This is a genomic window from Mycolicibacterium hodleri (assembly GCF_025822245.1).
Classification (GTDB): domain Bacteria; phylum Actinomycetota; class Actinomycetes; order Mycobacteriales; family Mycobacteriaceae; genus Mycobacterium; species Mycobacterium hodleri.
This window is the reverse complement of the sequence record NZ_JACKTL010000005.1, coordinates 90,028-106,330: the sequence shown is the minus strand read 5'-3', so window position 1 is coordinate 106,330 and position 16,303 is coordinate 90,028. Positions and strand designations below refer to the sequence as shown.

Here is a 16,303-nt window from a genome sequence, read left to right as displayed (position 1 = left end):
GGTCTCCTACTCGAGGCCTATTTTGCCGCCCGGGCACGCCGGGCGTCGAGGATGACTTGCACGATCAGGACGAACACCGCGACGGTCATCAGCAGTGTCGACACGGCGTAGGCGCCATACTCCTGGCCGCGGCTGTAGCGGTCGGAGACCAGCAGGGTGAGGGTTTGCGAGGTGCCGGGCAGGTTGGACGACACCATGATCACCGCGCCGTACTCACCGAGGGTTCTGGCGATGGTCAGCACGATGCCGTAGGTCAACCCCCACCTGATCGACGGAAGGGTGATCCGCCAGAACGTCTGCCACCACTGCGAACCCAGGGTGGAGGCGGCCTCCTCCTGGTCGGTGCCGAGCTCGTGCAGCAGGGGCTCGACCTCGCGGATGACGAACGGCAGCGTGACGAAGATGCTCGCCAGCACGATGCCCGGCAGACCGAAGATGATCTTGATGCCGAGGTCGTTCTCGACGAAGCCGAGCGCACCCGCCGACCCCCACAGGAGGATCAGCGCGACGCCGACGACCACCGGGGACACCGCGAAAGGCAGGTCGATCACGGCCTGCAGCGCGCTCTTTCCACGAAACTTGTTGCGTGCCAAGACGAGTGCAGTGGGCACGCCGAAGACCACGTTGAGTGGCACCACGATCGCGACGACCAGCAAGGAAAGCTGCAGCGCCGAGATCGCGGCGGGCGTGCCGATGGAGGCGAAGAAGGTGCCGAAACCCGGGGCCAGGGTGCGCCAGAGGATGAGCCCGACGGGGACCACCACCAGGACCAGGATGTACGCCAACGCCAGGTAGCGGATGAGATAGCGCACCGGGCGCGACAGGATCACGAGGCCAACTCCTCGCGTTTCGCCGCGCGCGATCCAACGGCCCTCAGCACGAACAACACCACGAACGACGCGGCGAGCAGGACGATCGAGATCGCCGCGGCCCCCGTGCGGTCGTCGTTCTCGATCAGGGTGCGGATCCACTGCGACGACACCTCGGTCTCGCCGGGGATCGCACCGCCGATGAGGACCACCGACCCGAACTCGCCGATCGCCCGCGAGAACGCCAGGCCGGCACCAGACAGCAGTGACGGCAGCAAGGCGGGCAGGACCACGTGAACGAAGATCGTCCAGTTGTTGGCGCCGAGCGATGCCGCCGCCTCCTCCACCTCCCGGTCGAGTTCCAGCAGCACGGGCTGGACGGAGCGGACCACGAACGGCAGCGTGACGAAGAGCAGCGCGATGCCGATGCCCCACCTGGTCTGCTGCAGGTGAAGTCCGACGGGACTGTTGGGGCCGTACAGCGCCAGCATGACCAGGCTCGCCACGATGGTCGGCAGCGCGAACGGCAGGTCGATGATCGCGTCGACCAACCGCTTGCCGGGAAAGTCGTCACGGGTGAGCACCCAGGCGACCAGCAATCCGAAGACCAGGTTCACGGCGGTGACCCCGATGGACACCGACAACGTCACCTTGTAGGACTCGAGCGCCGCGTTGGAGGTCGCCGCGTCCGCGAACGCCGACCAGCCGCCACCCACCGCCTGCCACAGGATTGCGGCCAGCGGCAGCAGGACGATGACGCTGAGCCACAGCGTCGCAGCGCCCACGCGCAGCGACGTCGTGCCCCTGGCCCGGCGTAGACGACCCGGCGCCTCGGGGGTCGGCGCGAGCCCAGCCGTCATCCGGTGGCCTGCTTGTAGATCTTGGTGATGGTGCCGTTGTCCTTGTCGAACAGCGCCGGGTCGACGTCACCCCAACCACCCAGGTCGGCGATGGTCCACAGCTTCTGCGGTGCCGGGAAGTCGGTGGCGAACTGGGCGGCGACGGCCGGGTCGACCGGGCGGAAGCCGGCTTGTGCCCACAGCTTCTGAGCTTCCGGGGTGTAGAGGTAGTTGTTCAAGGCGGTGGCCTTGTCGACGTGCTGCGACGTCGTCACGACCGCAACGGGGTTCTCGATCTTGAAGGTCTGCGGCGGGGTGACGTGTTCGACCGGCTTGCCCTGACGCTCGACGTTGATGGCCTCGTCCTCGTAAGCCAGCAGCACGTCGCCGCTGCCCTGAACGAAGAGGTCGGTGGCCTCGCGGCCCGAGCCGGGACGCGCCTTCACGTGCTCGGTCACCAGCTTGTTGACGAAGTCGAGACCGGCCGCCGCGTCCTGGCCACCATTGCTGGCGAATGCGTACGGCGCCAACAGGTTCCACTTGGCCGAACCGGAGCTCAGCGGACTCGGGGTGACCACCTCGACGCCGGGCTTCAGTAGGTCGTTCCAGTCCTTGATGCCCTTCGGGTTGCCCTTACGGACGAGGAAGGTCACCACGGAGCCGAATGGAATGCCCTTGGTGGCGCTCGTATTCCAGTCCTTGGCGACCTTGTCGGCCTTCACCAGCCGGGTCACGTCGGGTTCGACGGAGAAGTTGACGATGTCGGCAGGCTTGCCGTCGACGACGCCACGCGACTGGTCGCCGGAGGCGCCGTACGACGCGGTGACGGCGACGCCCTTGCCCTCGGGAGTGGCGGCGAAGGCCGGGATGATCTTGCTCCAGCCCGGCTCCGGCACGGCATACGCCACCAGGGTGAGCGTGGTGTCCGCGGCGGGGCCGGCAGAGCCACCGGCGACGTCGCTCGCGCCGCCACCGCACGCGGCGAGCAGGGATGCCGTGACGGCGATCGCGCCGGCAGCGGTCAGCGACCGAATCGACTTCGGGGTGAAGACGGGCATGGATTGGGCCTTTCCTAGCGGCGATTCATGGGTTCTGTTACCCGCCACGACGGAGAGGACACGTATCAGCGCTCAGGCATGAAGCTGCCCCGACCGACACCACACCGCGCAACGGAATGGGGGTCAGCGACAACAGTGCACATCGGCGACAGCGCAATTGCCCACGGCGATGAGAGCCAAGACATGGCTCTCGACGCTGCCGGACAGTGCGTGCATGGCGCGAAGCGTAACAGACCGGATTGACGTGGCGTTATCGGGCGAACAGCCACATCACGACGACGAGCAACACCAGCGCCACCAGCACCAACGTCACCCTGGAGCGCGGCATGCCGGTCACGACGGATCCTCGTCGGCGTGCCTGGCCCGCTGCAGCAGACGGATGCCGTTGCCCAGCGCCCCGTCGAGCAGCACCGCCACCGAGTAGGCGAGAACCAGCACCACGGGCATCACCACCACCGTCTGGACGACGAACCCAAGGCCGGACAGCCACAGTTCGACCCCGTCCCACCAACTCAGGATGCCCTTCACCCGCTCCACCCTACGATCAAGGGGTGAACGGACCTCAGTCCACGTCGTGCCTGATCGCCGGCGGCGGCCCGGCGGGCATGATGCTGGGTCTCCTGCTGGCGCGCGGCGGCGTCGACGTCACGGTGATGGAGAAGCACGCCGACTTCCTTCGCGACTTCCGCGGCGACACCGTGCACGCGAGCACGCTCCGGTTGCTGGACGACCTCGGGCTGGGCCGCGAGTTCGAGCGGCTCACCCATCGCGTGATCGAGACCGTGGGCATGTCGGTGCAGGGCGTGCCGGTCGACATCGACCTGCGCCACATCCCCGGCCCCCACAAGCACATCGCACTGGTGCCGCAGTGGGACTTCCTGGAACTGCTCGCGACCGCCGCGCAGAAGGAGCCGACCTTCCGGCTGCTGCGCAGCACCGAGGTGCTCGAACCCCTCCATCAGAGCGGCGTCGGCGTCGTCGGGGTCCGCTACCGCGGCCCGGACGGCCAGATCGCCGAGATGCGAGCCGATCTGACGGTGGCGTGTGACGGTCGGGGCTCGGCTCTACGCGCCGCAATGGGCTTGCGGCCCAAGAGCTTCGGTGCCCCCATGGACGTCTGGTGGTTCCGACTGCCGCGCACCGAGGGCGACCCGCCCGGCCTGGAGGGCGTGCTGACGTCGGGCCACGCGATGATCGTCATCGACCGCGGCGACTACTACCAGTGCGCCTACATCATTCCCAAGGGCGCCGACTCGCAGCTGCGCGCCGACGGCATCGAGTCGCTGCAGCGCACCGTCGCCAAGCTGGTGCCCGCACTGGCGGACCGCGTCGGCGAGCTGACCTCCTTCGACGACGTGAAGCTGCTCGACGTCCAACTCAACAGGCTGCGCCGGTGGTACACCGACGGTCTGCTGCTGATCGGCGACGCGGCACATGCGATGTCACCCGTCGGCGGCGTCGGCATCAACCTGGCGGTGGCCGACGCGGTGGCCACGGCGCGCGCGCTGGCGGTCCCCCTGCGCACGGGTCGCGTCCCCATCAGGGACCTGGCCCGCATCCAGGCCAGGCGGTGGGTCCCGACGGCACTCATCCAAGGCATGCAGCGGATGATCCACGCGCGCGTCATCGCGGCGGCGGTATCCGGCAGCGGCTCGGCAGCGCCACCCCTGGCAGTCCGCGTCGTCAGCCGGGTGCCGTTCCTGCGCACCGTGGCCGGGTACGCCGTGGCGATCGGACCGCTTCCCGAGCGTGCGCCCGCCTACGCCCGGCGGCCCGAGCCGCACGAGTAGACGCCGGAGGCCCGGTCAGTCGATGATGTCGGGATGGTTCTGCAGCAAGCTGGGTCCACCGACGGTTCCTCGGATGAGGCCGACCACGTGCCGGAGGCGCCGTACACGGTCACCGCACCCGTGCCGTACGCCCCCAGCGGGCCACTGCGCAACCCGTTTCCGCCGATCGCGGACTACAGCTTCCTGTCCGACTGCGAGAACACCTGCCTGATCTCCTCGGCCGGTTCGGTGGAGTGGCTGTGCGTGCCGCGACCGGACTCGCCAAGCGTGTTCGGCGCGATCCTCGACCGCGGGGCGGGGCACTTCCGACTCGCGCCCTATGGGGTGACGGTGCCGTCGGCCCGCCGGTACCTGCCGGGCAGCCTGATCATGGAGACCACCTGGCAGACGCACACCGGGTGGCTGATCGTGCGCGACGCGTTGGTGATGGGCCCGTGGCACGACCTCGACACCCGGTCGCGGACCCACCGCCGCACCCCGATGGACTGGGACGCCGAGCACATCCTGCTGCGCACCGTCCGCTGCGTCAGCGGCGTCGTGGAACTCGTGATGAGTTGTGAGCCGGCGTTCGACTACCACCGCGAGCCGGCGACGTGGGAGTACTCGGCGCAGGCCTACGGCGAGGCGATCGCCCGCTCGAGCAAGAACCCGGAAGCGCATCCGACGCTGCGGTTGACCACCAACCTGCGCATCGGTCTCGAGGGGCACGAAGCGCGCGCCAGGACCCGACTCACCGAGGGCGACAACGTCTTCGTCGCCCTGAGCTGGTCGGGCCACCCGGCGCCGCAGACGTTCGAAGAGGCGTCGGACAAGATGTGGAAGACCAGCGAGTCCTGGCGCCAGTGGATCAACATCGGCGACTTCCCCGACCACCCGTGGCGGTCCTACCTGCAGCGCAGCGCGTTGACCCTGAAGGGCCTGACCTACTCCCCCACCGGCGCGCTCCTTGCCGCGAGCACCACGTCGTTGCCGGAAACGCCTCAGGGCGAACGTAATTGGGACTACCGGTATTCGTGGATTCGGGACTCGACCTTTGCCTTGTGGGGGCTCTACACCCTGGGCCTGGACCGCGAGGCCGACGACTTCTTCTCGTTCATCGCCGACGTGTCGGGGGCGAACAACGGTGAACGCCATCCGCTGCAGGTGATGTACGGCGTCGGCGGGGAACGCAGCCTCGTCGAAGAGGAGCTGCACCACCTGTCGGGGTATGACAACTCGCGGCCGGTGCGCATCGGCAACGGCGCGTACGACCAGATGCAGCACGACATTTGGGGTTCGATGCTGGACTCGGTGTACCTGCACGCCAAGTCGCGCGAGCAGATCCCGGAGACGCTGTGGCCGGTGCTCAAGCTTCAGGTCGAGGAGGCCATCAAGCATTGGCGCGAGCCAGACCGCGGCATCTGGGAGGTCCGCGGCGAGCCGCAGCACTTCACCTCCAGCAAGGTGATGTGCTGGGTGGCGTTGGACCGCGGCTCCAAGCTGGCGGATCTGCAGGGCGAGAAGAGCTATGCCCAGCAGTGGCGGGTGATCGCCGAGGAGATCAAGGCCGACATCCTGGCGCACGGCGTGGACCACCGGGGCGCACTGACGCAGCGCTACGGTGACGACGCGCTGGACGCGTCGCTGTTGCTGGTGCCGTTGACACGATTCCTGCCGTCCGACGATCCGCGCGTGCGAGCCACGGTGCTCGCCATCGCCGACGAGCTCACCGAGGACGGCCTGGTCCTGCGCTACCGCACCGAGGAGACCGACGACGGCCTCTCCGGCGAGGAGGGCTCGTTCACGATCTGTTCGTTCTGGCTGGTGTCGGCGTTGGTGGAGATCGGCGAGATCAGCCGGGCGAAGCATCTGTGCGAGCGGCTGCTGTCGTTCGCCAGCTCTCTGCATCTCTACGCCGAGGAGATCGAGCCGCGGACGGGACGCCACCTCGGCAACTTCCCGCAGGCGTTCACCCACCTGGCGTTGATCAACGCCGTGGTGCACGTGATTCGCGCCGAGGAGGAAGCCGACAGCACGGGTGTGTTCCAGCCCGCCAACGCCCCGATGTGAGCTGACTCAGACGACGAGCGGTCGGCCGAGGGGCAGGGCGCGTCCCCCGGTCTCCTCCCACAACGCGGCGACGTAGTAGTACCCCACCAACGCGACGAAGGCGAAGACGAACCACCCGCCCGCGTGGGTGGCCGCGGTGCTGCCGGTCACGTTTCCGATCAGCAGCAGCACCAGCGCGACGTCGACGATGCCGAGCAGCAGCGGGTACGTCCACGGCAGTCGCAGCACCAGCACGGTCAGCAGTCCGATGGTCAACAGCCAGCTGCCGAGCCACAGGGCGGTCGTCGGTCCCGCGTCGGCGGCGCTGATTCCGAACCAGTCGTGGGTCAAGCCGAGGGACAGCACGGCATAGCTGGCGTAGAAACCGAAGAACACCCCGTAGACGGTGGCGTTGACGTTCTGACTCAGCGCCGCCGCCCAGATCGTCGCGAGCAGCAAGCCAACGGCCGTGGCCGACAACAGGATCGGTACCGCGGCCGCGGCGACGTCGACGATGCCGGTGTTGGTGAAGCCCAGGCCGAAGCCGCCGGCGATGACCAAGGGCAAGGCCAACAGCCCGGGGTTGCCCTCCCGCGCGGCGGCCGTCGCCGGGCCGTCCGCCGTCGGCGTCGACGACTCCCTGATGGCAAGGTCGGTCATGGATCCTCATCTCAGATATGCCGTGGCGCAAGGATTGTCGACCACGCAATGTCTCTGAAACATAGGGCGCGCCCGTTGCCGAACCGACGGTTGCGATCAGTGGGAAGTAATCAGGCGGCGTTGCGCCAGGCGAGGTGGTCGGCGAAGGCGACTTCGACGATGCTGCGGCGGTGGCCGGGTCGTCCGGGCAGCGGTGGTGCCTGGGAGTGGTGGCGGGCACCGGTGGGGGTGACGATCTCGCAGGTGTGGGTGCCGTCGCGGTCGCGGTGGGTGCTCACCCGCCAGCCGGGGGCTTGTTTGTCGTAGTTGCACCCCGCGCAGGTGCCCCGCCCGTTGACCGCCGTGGTGGGTCCGCCCGTGGCGTGGTCGACGGCGTGGTCGGTGTGGCGGATCGGGGCGTCGCAGTACGGGGTGCGGCAGGTGTCGTCACGCACCGCGATGAATCGGGTCAGGCCCTTGGGGAAGGCCCGGGCCCGCGACTCCATCGCGATCAGGGCACCGGAGTCGGGATGGCGGTACAGCCGCCGCAGTGTCGCGTGTGACCGGTCGTCACTTACGGCGCGGTTGACCAACTGGCACGCCACCGCCGCGGGAATCGGCCCGTAGCCCCGGGTACCCGAGCGGGTGCCTGGTCCCCGCCGAGCAGGGTGTCATCGGTGATGACCAGGTCCACGGTCACGGGGACGGGGACCTCGGCGGGGCGGCCGGTGACGCGTTCGACGAGGGTGTCGGGCCATGATCTGGCCGCGGCTTCTGCCGTCGCCGCAGGTGTCGGCTTCCCGGCGCAGGGCGGCGTAGACCGACACCCCTTGNGGCATGGGTAGNAGCGCGGTCACGTAGGTCATGTTGTCCGGGGCGGGGCGCACCCACACCGAGCGCTCCGACTCCGCGCGGGCGGCGCGGTCGACGACGGCGTGGGGGTCCAGTTCGTAGGCGATGGCCTTGGCGTCGGGACTCCGCGCGGGCGGCGTCGGCGCACATCCTCGCGTCCAACACCCGCCGGTCCGCCACGCTCAGGCAGGCCGACTCCCGGACGATCAACGTCGCCCGCCATTCGGAGAGCCGGCCGGCGGCCAGGGCGGCCAGGGTGTGGGGCATCTCGTAGACCAGGGCGCGGGCGAAGCCAAGGTGACGGCCGCCGCGGTTGGGGGAGTCGTGGCGGGCCAGGGCAACCTCACTGGCCAACCCCTTGCCACGCTTGGCCGCGGGCACACCGTCGGCGGCTTCGCGGGCGCGGCGCGCGGTGTCCAGTTCAGCGGTCAGGACGGCTTGTTCGGCGGCCGCGGCGCACTTGGCGCGTTCCAGCGCGGCGATGCGATCGACCAACCCCGCCTCGTCCACCACGTCGAACATGTGTTCGATTGTAGTCGCATCGTCTGACAACCCTCGACCGAACTCCGACGACGGGCCAAGATCGTGGGATGACCTCCGAACCCCATCGCACCGACACCACCGACGGACTGGCCGCCCTCACCCCAGAACTCGAGAGGGTGGCCGAATTGCTCGGCGTGAAGTCCCTTCTGGTGATGCGCTCCGAACCCGACTCGATGGTCGTCGCGGCCACCGCCGGAGAGGCCACCAAGCACTACACCGTTGGCGCGGCGGGCAAGAAGGCCGGCGACGACGCCACCCGGGTGCCGCTGTACTGCGAGCGCATCGTCGACACCGACGACGATCTGTTCGTCCGGGACTCCCGGACCGATCAGACCTTCGCGGGCAACGAGGACGAGGTCGAGTTCGGTCTGCACAACTATCTGGGCCTCGCCGTCCACGGTCCGGAGGGCAACGTGGTCGGCACGGTGTGCGTGCTGGACGACAACGCACGCGACTACTCGGAGGAGCAACGTCAGGAGCTCGAGAAGTTGCGCGGCGCGGTGGAGACGATCGTCGGCCGCGACGGCACCGCCCTGAGCTGACCGCTATACCCGCGCCGGCAGGGTCAAGGGCTCTGCGACCTTGTCCGCCAACGAGTTTTCGGTGAACGCGCCGCGGTACTTCGCCGCCGGGTGGGTGCCGGGCAGCCGATCCGAGCCGCCGCGGGACAGCTTGTGCCGCAACGTGCCCGACTTGTCGTCGCCGAGCAGCCCGCGCCTGCGCAACTCGGGGAACAGCAGTTCGGCGATGTCGGAGAACGTGCCGGGCCGGACGGCGTGGAAGACGTTGACCCCGTCGATGCCGGCGTCGCGCCACTCCTCCAGCTTGTCGGCGATCTCGGTGGGCGAACCGACGATGCGACTGCTGCGTTCGAAGGCGCGGCCAAGATCGTTGATCGTGGGTTCGGCATCCCCCGCGGCCTCACTCGCCCACCGGATCCAGCCCTGAATGCCCCGGAATTCGCCGAGATCCGACAGCGGCGTGTCCAGCGGCAGTGCCCCCGCGTCGATGCCCGCGTCACCGAGGATGTGGCACAGCACGCCCTCGACGCTGGACAACGCCTCGATCCGGGCTTCCTTCTCCCTGGCCTCCTCGGACGTGCGGCCCACCACCAGCGACAGACCCTGGAAGAACTTGACGTCGTATGGGTCACGCCCGTAATCGGCTGCCAGTGCCCGCGTCTCGTCGATCAACCCGCGCGCCGATTCGGGGTCCGGGCTGGAGATGAACACTCCCTCGGCGTTGCGCGCCGAGAAGCGCTGGCCGACCGGCGACGCGCCTGCCTGAAACAGCACCGGAACGCGCTGCGGCGACGGTGTCACGAAGTGCGGCCCCTCGACCGAGAAGTGCTGACCGACGTGGTTGATCTTGTGGATCTTCGCGGCGTCGGCATGCACTCCGGCCTGCTTGTCGGCACGCAGCGCGTCCTCGTCCCACGATCCCTCCCACAGCTTGTAGAGGACATCGACGTACTCCTCGGCGATCTCGTACCGCAGGTCGTGCTCGACGAGCTTGTCGTGACCGTAGTTGCGATAGGTGTTGTCGGAGAAGCTCGTCACGATGTTCCAGCCCACGCGTCCACGGGTGTAGTGGTCCAGGGTGGAGATGCGCCGCGCGAAGTCGAACGGAAGGCTTTGGGCGATCGAACTGGTGTAGACCAGGCCCAGGTTCTTCGTCGCCGTGGCGAGCGCGGAGATCAGCACCGACGGGTCGTTCGTCGGGATCTGCATGCCTTCGCGTGCGACCAGCTCGTAGGAACCGTTCCAGGGCGATCGCAGGCCGCTCACGTCGGCGAAGAACATCAGGTCGTAGCCCGCGCCGTCGAGGTACCGCGCCAGGTCGACCCAGTGCTCCAACGAATTGATCTCGTGGTTGGCCGCCGTCGGGTCGCGCCACAGTCCGTGGATCACGTGCGACGGGGTGTTCATCACGAACGCCGAGTACAGGAGTGGACGATCGTTTGCCGGCTTGGGCATGAGTTCCCCGATGTCGTTGCTGGAAATGGCTTTACGGGCTGACGGGACTGAAGAGGATGCCGCCGACCGTGACGATCGCGATGCCCACGGCGAGCACGATCCAGGGCCACCACTCGTGCCACGAGGTCTGCTTGAGCCAGACGGCGAAGCGCTCCACTTCGGTCATGGTGCGACCCTAGCCACGGCCGGCCGACCGGCGCGCCGACCACGCCACCGCTGGTTGGCTGGCCCTCCGGCCCGGCGATCCCCGAGTCGTTGCGTCACAATGACTTTGACGACGGCGAGCGCGTCTCGACTTCGTCTCCGCCGTTGCAATCACGCTGGTTCGAAGCTGTACAGGATCCGCCTCGTACGGTTGACTCAACAGACGCGACGCACCGAAGGAGACGCCATGAGCGAGCACACGTACCGGATAGTCGAGATCGTCGGGACCTCACCCGACGGAATCGACGCCGCCATCCGCAACGGAGTCAACCGGGCCGCCAAGACGCTGCGCGGGCTCGACTGGTTCGAAGTGCAGTCGGTTCGCGGCGAACTCGAAGACGGTCAGGTGGCCCACTTCCAGGTGACTCTCAAGGTCGGCTTCCGGCTCGAAGAGGGTGACGCATGACCACGATCGAGACGGAGTGGACGCAGTGGCACGCCGAGCGCGAGCGCTACTTCGGTGATCCGCTCGGCTGGGTCAGCATCACCGGCCTGTACTGGCTCACCGAGGACTTCGAGAGCGTCGCCGATCTTCCCGGACGCTGGCGGGCCGACGCCGATGCGGTGTTCGTCGAGGGAGTCGACGGGGTCGAGCGGCTCGAGCCGGCCGAAGGCGCACCGGGGTTGCTCGTCGAGGACGGCGAGCGACGCATCGAGGTCATCCGCCGCACGGGCTCGGTTGCGCTGCGGGTCCACGACCCGAAGTCCCCGCACCTGGCGGCCTACCACGGCATCCCGACGTACGCCCCGAGCGAAAGCTGGGTCGTCACCGGCACGTTCACCCCCTACGAGCGGACCACGACGGTGACGACGGGTGCCGTCGTCACCGGACTCGAACATCATCACGACGCCGTCGGGGTCGTCGACTTCACCCTCGCCGGCGCCTGGCGACGCCTCGTCGTCTTCGGTCGTGCGTCGGGTGGATTGCACATCCTGTTCACGGACGCGACGAGCGGGGTGACCACCCACCCGGGGGCGCGGTCGCTGGCGGTCGCAGAACCCGACGCCGACGGTTCGGTGACGTTGGACTTCAACAAGGCGGCCAACCTGCCGTGCTCGTTCACCGACTTCGCGACGTGCCCGGTGGCGCCGGCGCAGAACCGACTGGACGTCGCCGTCGAGGCCGGGGAACGCAATCCGCGCTGAGCGGACTCAGATCATGTACTCGAGCTGAGGGTGCACGTCGCCTAGCTCGTCGTGTGCGGCGCCGAGCACGGTCTCGGCCACGCGGCGGGCCTGAGAACGCAATTCGGGCACGGCCACGGTCTCCCAATACGTTCCACGAAGCATGGGACCCACGGCGAGCAGCCACGGTGACCGCTCCCCCTCGGCGTCCACCACCGTGTGGTCGGGTTCGACGCGCACCCCCATGTCGGTGGCGTCGGGCGCCACCGCACCTCGACGCAGCAGGTTCCGCAGCAGTACCGACCGCGTCGCACTGAATCTCGTCGACGGACCGGTCGCGTTGATCACCAGATCACCGGACAAGGTCGAGCCGTCGGCCAGGTGGACGTCGACCCGGTTCCGTGCAGCCGTCACCGTGGCGATGCTGGCGGCGTGAACTTCTAGCTGCCCGGTGAGTTGCGAGCCGGTGACCTGAGCGCGGATCACCGGTGCGATGCGGTGCCGAAAGACGTTCCAGCGGGCGGCATGCTCCTTCGCGAAGGTCACCCGCTCCTCCCGGGTGAAGCCACTCCAGATCCGCTGCGTGTGCGGGCGCAACTTGTCGACGATGATCGCGGGGTTGGCGTTTCGCTCGTGCAACGCCGCGCAGTGCTCGGTGACGAGGGAGTGCAGAGCCCGCAGGCCCAGTTCGGCGAGATCGATTCCCGGGGGCGGGAACTCGGGGTACTCGATGCCACGAAAGTGGGCGTGCGGAAACCAGCCGTGGCGCGACACCGCATGAATGCGGCCCATCCAGCCCAGTTCGCGGAGGGTGACGACGGCGTCCACCGCCGACAGGCCCGTGCCGAGGATCACGATGCTGCCGTCCATCGGGGGCAGGCGCGTCTCCCAGGCGTCCCAGGGGTTGCCGACCCAGGCGGGGTGCTCCTGGAGTTCCGCGCTGCCGGGCAGCGGCGCGGGTGGTTCGTTGCCGGTGGCCAGCACCACGCGATCGGCCTCGAGGACGGCTCCGTCGGCCATGTGGACCAGACACCCCGATCCGGCGGGCTCGACGTCGACCGCGACGCCGGTGACGAATTCCGATGTGGCGAGCGTCAACTCGCCCGGGCTCTGCAGGTGGTGCTGGACGATCGACCGCAGGTAGTCGCCGTAGATCTGGCGCGGTATGAAGCGTTCCCGCAGTTCGACTTCCGGCGTCAGCTCGAACTCGGCTCGGGTCTGCAGCCACTGCAGGAAGTGGTCGGGCTCGTCGGGAAGGGCGGACATGTTGCGCGCGGCCACGTTGAGCAGGTACTCGGGCCTGCGCACCCCGTAGGCGACACCTCGTCCCACCGACCCACGGTCGTCGACGACGGTGACGTGCAGGGGATGTTGGCTGAGCCTGGTGAGGTTCACCGCGCACATCGCGCCGCTGAAACCGCCTCCGACGACGACGACGCGATCTGCCCTCACGTCGTCGCCGGGGCAAGAGTCACGTGTGAACGCCCCAACCCAGTACGCGCGAGGTCAGCAACACCAGGCCAAGGGAAACCGTTGCCACCACCAACAATCCGATGACGGCGACCACCAACGGACGCCAGCCGGTGCGCGCGAGCTCACGGAAGTTGGTGTTCAGTCCGACGCCGGCGAAGGTCAGCAGGAACGCCCACTTCGAGACATTCGCCAGATTGGCACTCTGCCCCTTGGTCAACCACCCCGCCGTCGCCACCGCCGACACCGCGAGGAAGCCGAGGACGAACTTCGGGAACTTCTCCCAGACGAACTTCGCCCTGCTCCCAAATCCCGGGGCGATCTGATCGGCCTCACCACGCGCCGCCCAGTACAGCGCGAAGCCGAGGACCACGAACCCGATGAGGGCGTTGCGCGTCGACTTCACCAGGACCGCGATCTTGCCTACCTCCTCCGAGAAGAGGTAGCCGGTCGCCGTCGTCTCGGCGGTGTTGTCGACGGCCAGGCCCGCCCACAGCCCGAATTCGTGGTCGCTGAGCCCGATCAGGTGCCCCAGCGGGGGCAGCGTGAACAGCGCGACCGCACCGAGCGCAAGGATCGCGGCGATTGCGTAGCTCGCGTCGGAGTTGCGGGCTCGGATCGCTCCCTTCGACGCGATGATCGCCGACACCCCACAGATCGAGGTCCCGATCGCGAGGAGCGACCCGAGCTTTCCCGACAAGCCGAACAGGCGGGCCGCGAAGATGATGATGGCACCGGCCACGGCCATGTCCACCAGGATCTGCACCAGGCTGGTACCACCCAGCTTGAGGACGTCGCCGAGCACGAATCGTGAACCGAGGGCCACGATTCCGATCTTCAACCAGAACTCGTAGGTCCCGACGCCGGGACGGAAGATGCGATGCACCCCAACGGTGTTGGTGATCAGCAGGCCGATCAGGATGGCCCACAGCACGTACTCGATGTCGGGTACGGTCCAATGTTCATGCTTGGCCAGTGCGTTCCAGCCGATCTGGGCGTACTTGCCGAGCAGGCCGATGACGACGAGCAGCAGCACCCCGGGAACGTATTCGAGCGGGTTCGCGGGCGGCGCGGCCTCGTCGACGTGATCCTCGTCGGAGGTGACGGACGTCGAGCTCATCGGATCACCACGGAATTCGGGGAAGGAGGTTGGTGACGGCGAGAACGGTGATCGCGCCCGCGACGATCGTTGCCCACCAATCGGTGCCGAGGCGGGCGTACCAGGACCGCCGGGCCTGCGGTTCGGGACTCGATTCGCTCACGACACACTCTCCTCGACGATGGTTGACCGCGATCGTCGCGCAGCCGTGACCGGACGACAAGACATCGGATCGCAGTGATCCCGAGTCACGAACCGGTCGACTGGGACTGCCCTGCCCGCCGGCCGATCGCGACGCCGATCGCGAAGGCGCTCACCAGCAGCACCACGATCACCCAGGCGAGCACGCTCGATCCACCGACGAGATCGCTGAGGTTGGCCAGGATCAGGACCAGCGAACCCACCAAACCGAGCAGCCCGAAGCTAGGGGCGATCCGAACTCGCCACTGCGAGTAACCCTTCCGGTCACCGCGGAAGTACGCCAGGACGGCAACGCTGGTCGCGATGAGCAGCACCACGATGCCGACGGTCGTCGCCCCCGCAAACCAGGTGTAGAACTGCGCCGCGGGGTCCAGCCGGAACACCACCGCACCGGCGATGCTGATCGCGACGATCCCGGAGATCCACAGCGACGCCAGATGCGGCGATCCGTGTGTGCCGTGCGGACGGCTCAGCGAGGCGGGCAGGACGTCGCGCTGCGCCAACGCGAACAGGTAGCGCGACACCACGTTGTGGAACGACAGGATGCAGGCGAACAGGCTGGTGAAGTACAGCACCGTGATGACGTCCGCACCCACGGTTCCGAGGTAGCGCTGCGCGGTGTCTCCGAGGAATGACGAACCGGAGTCGGTGGCCCGGCGGACGGCCTCCTCGTCACCCCAGCCCGAGATCATCGCCCAGCTGGTGACGGCGTAGAAGACGCCGATCAGGAGCAGTGACGCGTACGTCGCCCGCGGAATGGTGCGCTCAGGGGCTCGGGCCTCGTCGCGGAAGATGGCGGTCGCCTCGAACCCGACGTAGCTGATGATCGCGAACAGCAATCCGATGCCGACCGAGCCCGAGAGAATCGCGTGCGGACTGACGATGCCGGTCGACAACCCATGATCACCGCCACGGACGACGATGACGAGGTCGAGGACCGCGACGATCGCAATCTCGGCCGTCAGCAGCACTGCAAGCACCCGGCTGGACAGCTCGATGTTGCGGTAGCCCAGGTAGGTGGTCACCGCGAAGGCCACCAGGGCGAACAGCCACCAGGGCAGGGTAGGACCGCCGAACAGTTCGACGATGCTCGCACCCGCCGGGCCCAGCAGACCGTAGACGCCCGCTTCGATGGCCAGGTAGCTCACGACGGCGACGAATGCGATGCCGATTCCCGTCGGGAAGCCGAGGGCCTTGCGCACGTAGGAGAAGAACGCGCCCGCCTCCTCGACATGAGGGGTCATGGCGGTGAAACCTACGGCGAACAAGAGCAATACGATCGTCGCGACGATGAACGTCGCCGGGAATCCGGCACCGTTGCCACCTGCAATGCCGAGCGGGACGACTCCACCGATCACGCCGAGCGGCGCCGCCGCCGCGACCACCATGAACACGATGGAGGCGACACCGAGATTGCCTCGGAGTTTCCGGTCCGGGTTGGCCTCTCCCAATATCTCTGCAGGCGTTGTAGTTTCGGACATCGGCGACCGTCTTTCGGAGAAGTCAACGTGCGGGCAAGGGCACCGTAGGCGGCGAGTGAGGTCACCGGCCACGGCTGGATTCACCACGAGTCCTAGGCCGCCACAATTGGTCACATACGGAGCTCGCTCGCCGGGTGGTCAGTGCCCGGCCCGCAGCGATGCCGTACCTCGGTTGCCCTCGTGACGACG

At 68.0% G+C, this 16,303-nt stretch carries 17 protein-coding genes and 1 pseudogene; 5 read left to right on the top strand and 13 right to left on the bottom strand.

The features are described from left to right. Nucleotides 1–17: 17 nt before the first annotated feature. The 5 genes from cysW to H7J06_RS00875 all read right to left on the bottom strand — a co-directional run bounded on the left by cysW (nucleotide 18) and on the right by H7J06_RS00875 (nucleotide 3,234). Nucleotides 18–830, bottom strand: coding sequence for a sulfate ABC transporter permease subunit CysW (gene cysW / locus H7J06_RS00890; protein WP_264036129.1), 813 nt, complete (start codon nucleotides 828–830; stop codon nucleotides 18–20). After that, on the bottom strand, nucleotides 827–1,669 hold the full coding sequence (cysT, locus tag H7J06_RS00885; RefSeq protein ID WP_264036126.1) for a sulfate ABC transporter permease subunit CysT: 843 nt from the start codon (nucleotides 1,667–1,669) through the stop codon (nucleotides 827–829). The genes cysW and cysT overlap by 4 nt, the downstream gene beginning before the upstream one ends. Next, nucleotides 1,666–2,706: a sulfate ABC transporter substrate-binding protein gene (locus H7J06_RS00880; protein ID WP_264036124.1), complete on the bottom strand. Its 1,041-nt coding sequence runs from the start codon at nucleotides 2,704–2,706 to the stop codon at nucleotides 1,666–1,668. Before H7J06_RS00880 ends, cysT begins: the two co-directional genes overlap by 4 nt. Nucleotides 2,707–2,829: 123 nt before the next feature. Continuing rightward, nucleotides 2,830–2,922, bottom strand: coding sequence for an Ms4533A family Cys-rich leader peptide (locus tag H7J06_RS32545; RefSeq protein ID WP_372515203.1), 93 nt, complete (start codon nucleotides 2,920–2,922; stop codon nucleotides 2,830–2,832). Between the two features lie 117 nt (nucleotides 2,923–3,039). Beyond that, nucleotides 3,040–3,234, bottom strand: coding sequence for a hypothetical protein (locus H7J06_RS00875; RefSeq protein WP_264036122.1), 195 nt, complete (start codon nucleotides 3,232–3,234; stop codon nucleotides 3,040–3,042). 23 nt (nucleotides 3,235–3,257) lie between these two features. Between H7J06_RS00875 and H7J06_RS00870 the strand changes: the two genes are divergently transcribed. Together H7J06_RS00870 and H7J06_RS00865 are read left to right on the top strand one after the other, a co-directional pair. Continuing rightward, the gene (locus H7J06_RS00870) at nucleotides 3,258–4,496 is read left to right on the top strand and encodes an FAD-dependent oxidoreductase (protein WP_264036120.1); all 1,239 of its coding nucleotides are present in this window, start codon (nucleotides 3,258–3,260) and stop codon (nucleotides 4,494–4,496) included. Nucleotides 4,497–4,529: 33 nt separating this feature from the next. Then, nucleotides 4,530–6,545: a glycoside hydrolase family 15 protein gene (locus tag H7J06_RS00865; RefSeq protein WP_264036118.1), complete on the top strand. Its 2,016-nt coding sequence runs from the start codon at nucleotides 4,530–4,532 to the stop codon at nucleotides 6,543–6,545. 6 nt (nucleotides 6,546–6,551) lie between these two features. Here the strand turns inward: H7J06_RS00865 and H7J06_RS00860 are convergent, their stop codons facing one another. Next, the gene (locus H7J06_RS00860) at nucleotides 6,552–7,184 is read right to left on the bottom strand and encodes a GPR1/FUN34/YaaH family transporter (RefSeq protein ID WP_264036116.1); all 633 of its coding nucleotides are present in this window, start codon (nucleotides 7,182–7,184) and stop codon (nucleotides 6,552–6,554) included. A gap of 110 nt (nucleotides 7,185–7,294) precedes the next feature. Next, nucleotides 7,295–8,537 (bottom strand): annotated as a pseudogene (locus tag H7J06_RS00855) (HNH endonuclease). Nucleotides 8,538–8,605: 68 nt separating this feature from the next. Between H7J06_RS00855 and H7J06_RS00850 the strand changes: the two are divergent. Next, nucleotides 8,606–9,100 carry a GAF domain-containing protein gene (locus H7J06_RS00850; protein ID WP_264036114.1) on the top strand — a complete coding sequence of 165 codons (495 nt, stop codon included), beginning with the start codon at nucleotides 8,606–8,608 and terminating at the stop codon, nucleotides 9,098–9,100. Between the two features lie 3 nt (nucleotides 9,101–9,103). On the opposite strand, the gene H7J06_RS00845 is transcribed toward H7J06_RS00850, so the two are convergent. Both H7J06_RS00845 and H7J06_RS00840 read right to left on the bottom strand, forming a co-directional pair. Beyond that, the gene (locus tag H7J06_RS00845) at nucleotides 9,104–10,534 is read right to left on the bottom strand and encodes an NtaA/DmoA family FMN-dependent monooxygenase (protein ID WP_264036112.1); all 1,431 of its coding nucleotides are present in this window, start codon (nucleotides 10,532–10,534) and stop codon (nucleotides 9,104–9,106) included. Nucleotides 10,535–10,565: 31 nt separating this feature from the next. Next, a complete protein-coding gene (locus H7J06_RS00840) occupies nucleotides 10,566–10,700 on the bottom strand; it encodes a hypothetical protein (RefSeq protein WP_264036111.1) in 135 nt (44 codons plus the stop codon). A gap of 225 nt (nucleotides 10,701–10,925) precedes the next feature. Here H7J06_RS00840 and H7J06_RS00835 point away from each other — a divergent pair, with 225 nt between their 5' ends. Then, nucleotides 10,926–11,144 carry a dodecin gene (locus H7J06_RS00835; RefSeq protein ID WP_264036110.1) on the top strand — a complete coding sequence of 73 codons (219 nt, stop codon included), beginning with the start codon at nucleotides 10,926–10,928 and terminating at the stop codon, nucleotides 11,142–11,144. Further along, nucleotides 11,141–11,884 (top strand): DUF1684 domain-containing protein, encoded by a 744-nt coding sequence (locus H7J06_RS00830; RefSeq protein ID WP_264036107.1) that lies wholly within the window; start codon nucleotides 11,141–11,143, stop codon nucleotides 11,882–11,884. The genes H7J06_RS00835 and H7J06_RS00830 overlap by 4 nt, the downstream gene beginning before the upstream one ends. Before the next feature lie 6 nt (nucleotides 11,885–11,890). Here H7J06_RS00830 and H7J06_RS00825 read toward each other — a convergent pair whose 3' ends face one another. The 4 genes from H7J06_RS00825 to H7J06_RS00810 form a co-directional block, all read right to left on the bottom strand. Then, the gene (locus H7J06_RS00825) at nucleotides 11,891–13,315 is read right to left on the bottom strand and encodes an FAD/NAD(P)-binding protein (protein WP_264036105.1); all 1,425 of its coding nucleotides are present in this window, start codon (nucleotides 13,313–13,315) and stop codon (nucleotides 11,891–11,893) included. Between the two features lie 19 nt (nucleotides 13,316–13,334). Continuing rightward, complete coding sequence (locus H7J06_RS00820) at nucleotides 13,335–14,453, bottom strand: YeiH family protein (RefSeq protein WP_264036103.1); 1,119 nt, start codon at nucleotides 14,451–14,453, stop codon at nucleotides 13,335–13,337. Between the two features lie 4 nt (nucleotides 14,454–14,457). Further along, nucleotides 14,458–14,595, bottom strand: a complete 138-nt coding sequence (locus tag H7J06_RS00815) for a hypothetical protein (RefSeq protein ID WP_264036102.1) — start codon at nucleotides 14,593–14,595, stop codon at nucleotides 14,458–14,460. An 85-nt stretch (nucleotides 14,596–14,680) separates the two neighbouring features. After that, a complete protein-coding gene (locus tag H7J06_RS00810) occupies nucleotides 14,681–16,114 on the bottom strand; it encodes an APC family permease (RefSeq protein ID WP_264036101.1) in 1,434 nt (477 codons plus the stop codon). Nucleotides 16,115–16,303 lie beyond the last annotated feature (189 nt).

Bases quoted from the DNA above. Each gene is read 5' to 3' on its own strand.
- H7J06_RS00830 (WP_264036107.1), top strand. From the start codon at position 11,141: ATGACCACGATCGAGACGGAGTGGACGCAGTGGCACGCCGAGCGCGAG.
- H7J06_RS00845 (WP_264036112.1), bottom strand. From the start codon at position 10,534: ATGCCCAAGCCGGCAAACGATCGTCCACTCCTGTACTCGGCGTTCGTG.
- H7J06_RS00850 (WP_264036114.1), top strand. From the start codon at position 8,606: ATGACCTCCGAACCCCATCGCACCGACACCACCGACGGACTGGCCGCC.
- H7J06_RS00880 (WP_264036124.1), bottom strand. From the start codon at position 2,706: ATGCCCGTCTTCACCCCGAAGTCGATTCGGTCGCTGACCGCTGCCGGC.
- cysT (WP_264036126.1), bottom strand. From the start codon at position 1,669: ATGACGGCTGGGCTCGCGCCGACCCCCGAGGCGCCGGGTCGTCTACGC.
- H7J06_RS00835 (WP_264036110.1), top strand. From the start codon at position 10,926: ATGAGCGAGCACACGTACCGGATAGTCGAGATCGTCGGGACCTCACCC.
- H7J06_RS00810 (WP_264036101.1), bottom strand. From the start codon at position 16,114: ATGTCCGAAACTACAACGCCTGCAGAGATATTGGGAGAGGCCAACCCG.
- H7J06_RS32545 (WP_372515203.1), bottom strand. From the start codon at position 2,922: ATGCACGCACTGTCCGGCAGCGTCGAGAGCCATGTCTTGGCTCTCATC.
- H7J06_RS00860 (WP_264036116.1), bottom strand. From the start codon at position 7,184: ATGACCGACCTTGCCATCAGGGAGTCGTCGACGCCGACGGCGGACGGC.
- H7J06_RS00820 (WP_264036103.1), bottom strand. From the start codon at position 14,453: ATGAGCTCGACGTCCGTCACCTCCGACGAGGATCACGTCGACGAGGCC.
- H7J06_RS00865 (WP_264036118.1), top strand. From the start codon at position 4,530: ATGGTTCTGCAGCAAGCTGGGTCCACCGACGGTTCCTCGGATGAGGCC.
- H7J06_RS00840 (WP_264036111.1), bottom strand. From the start codon at position 10,700: ATGACCGAAGTGGAGCGCTTCGCCGTCTGGCTCAAGCAGACCTCGTGG.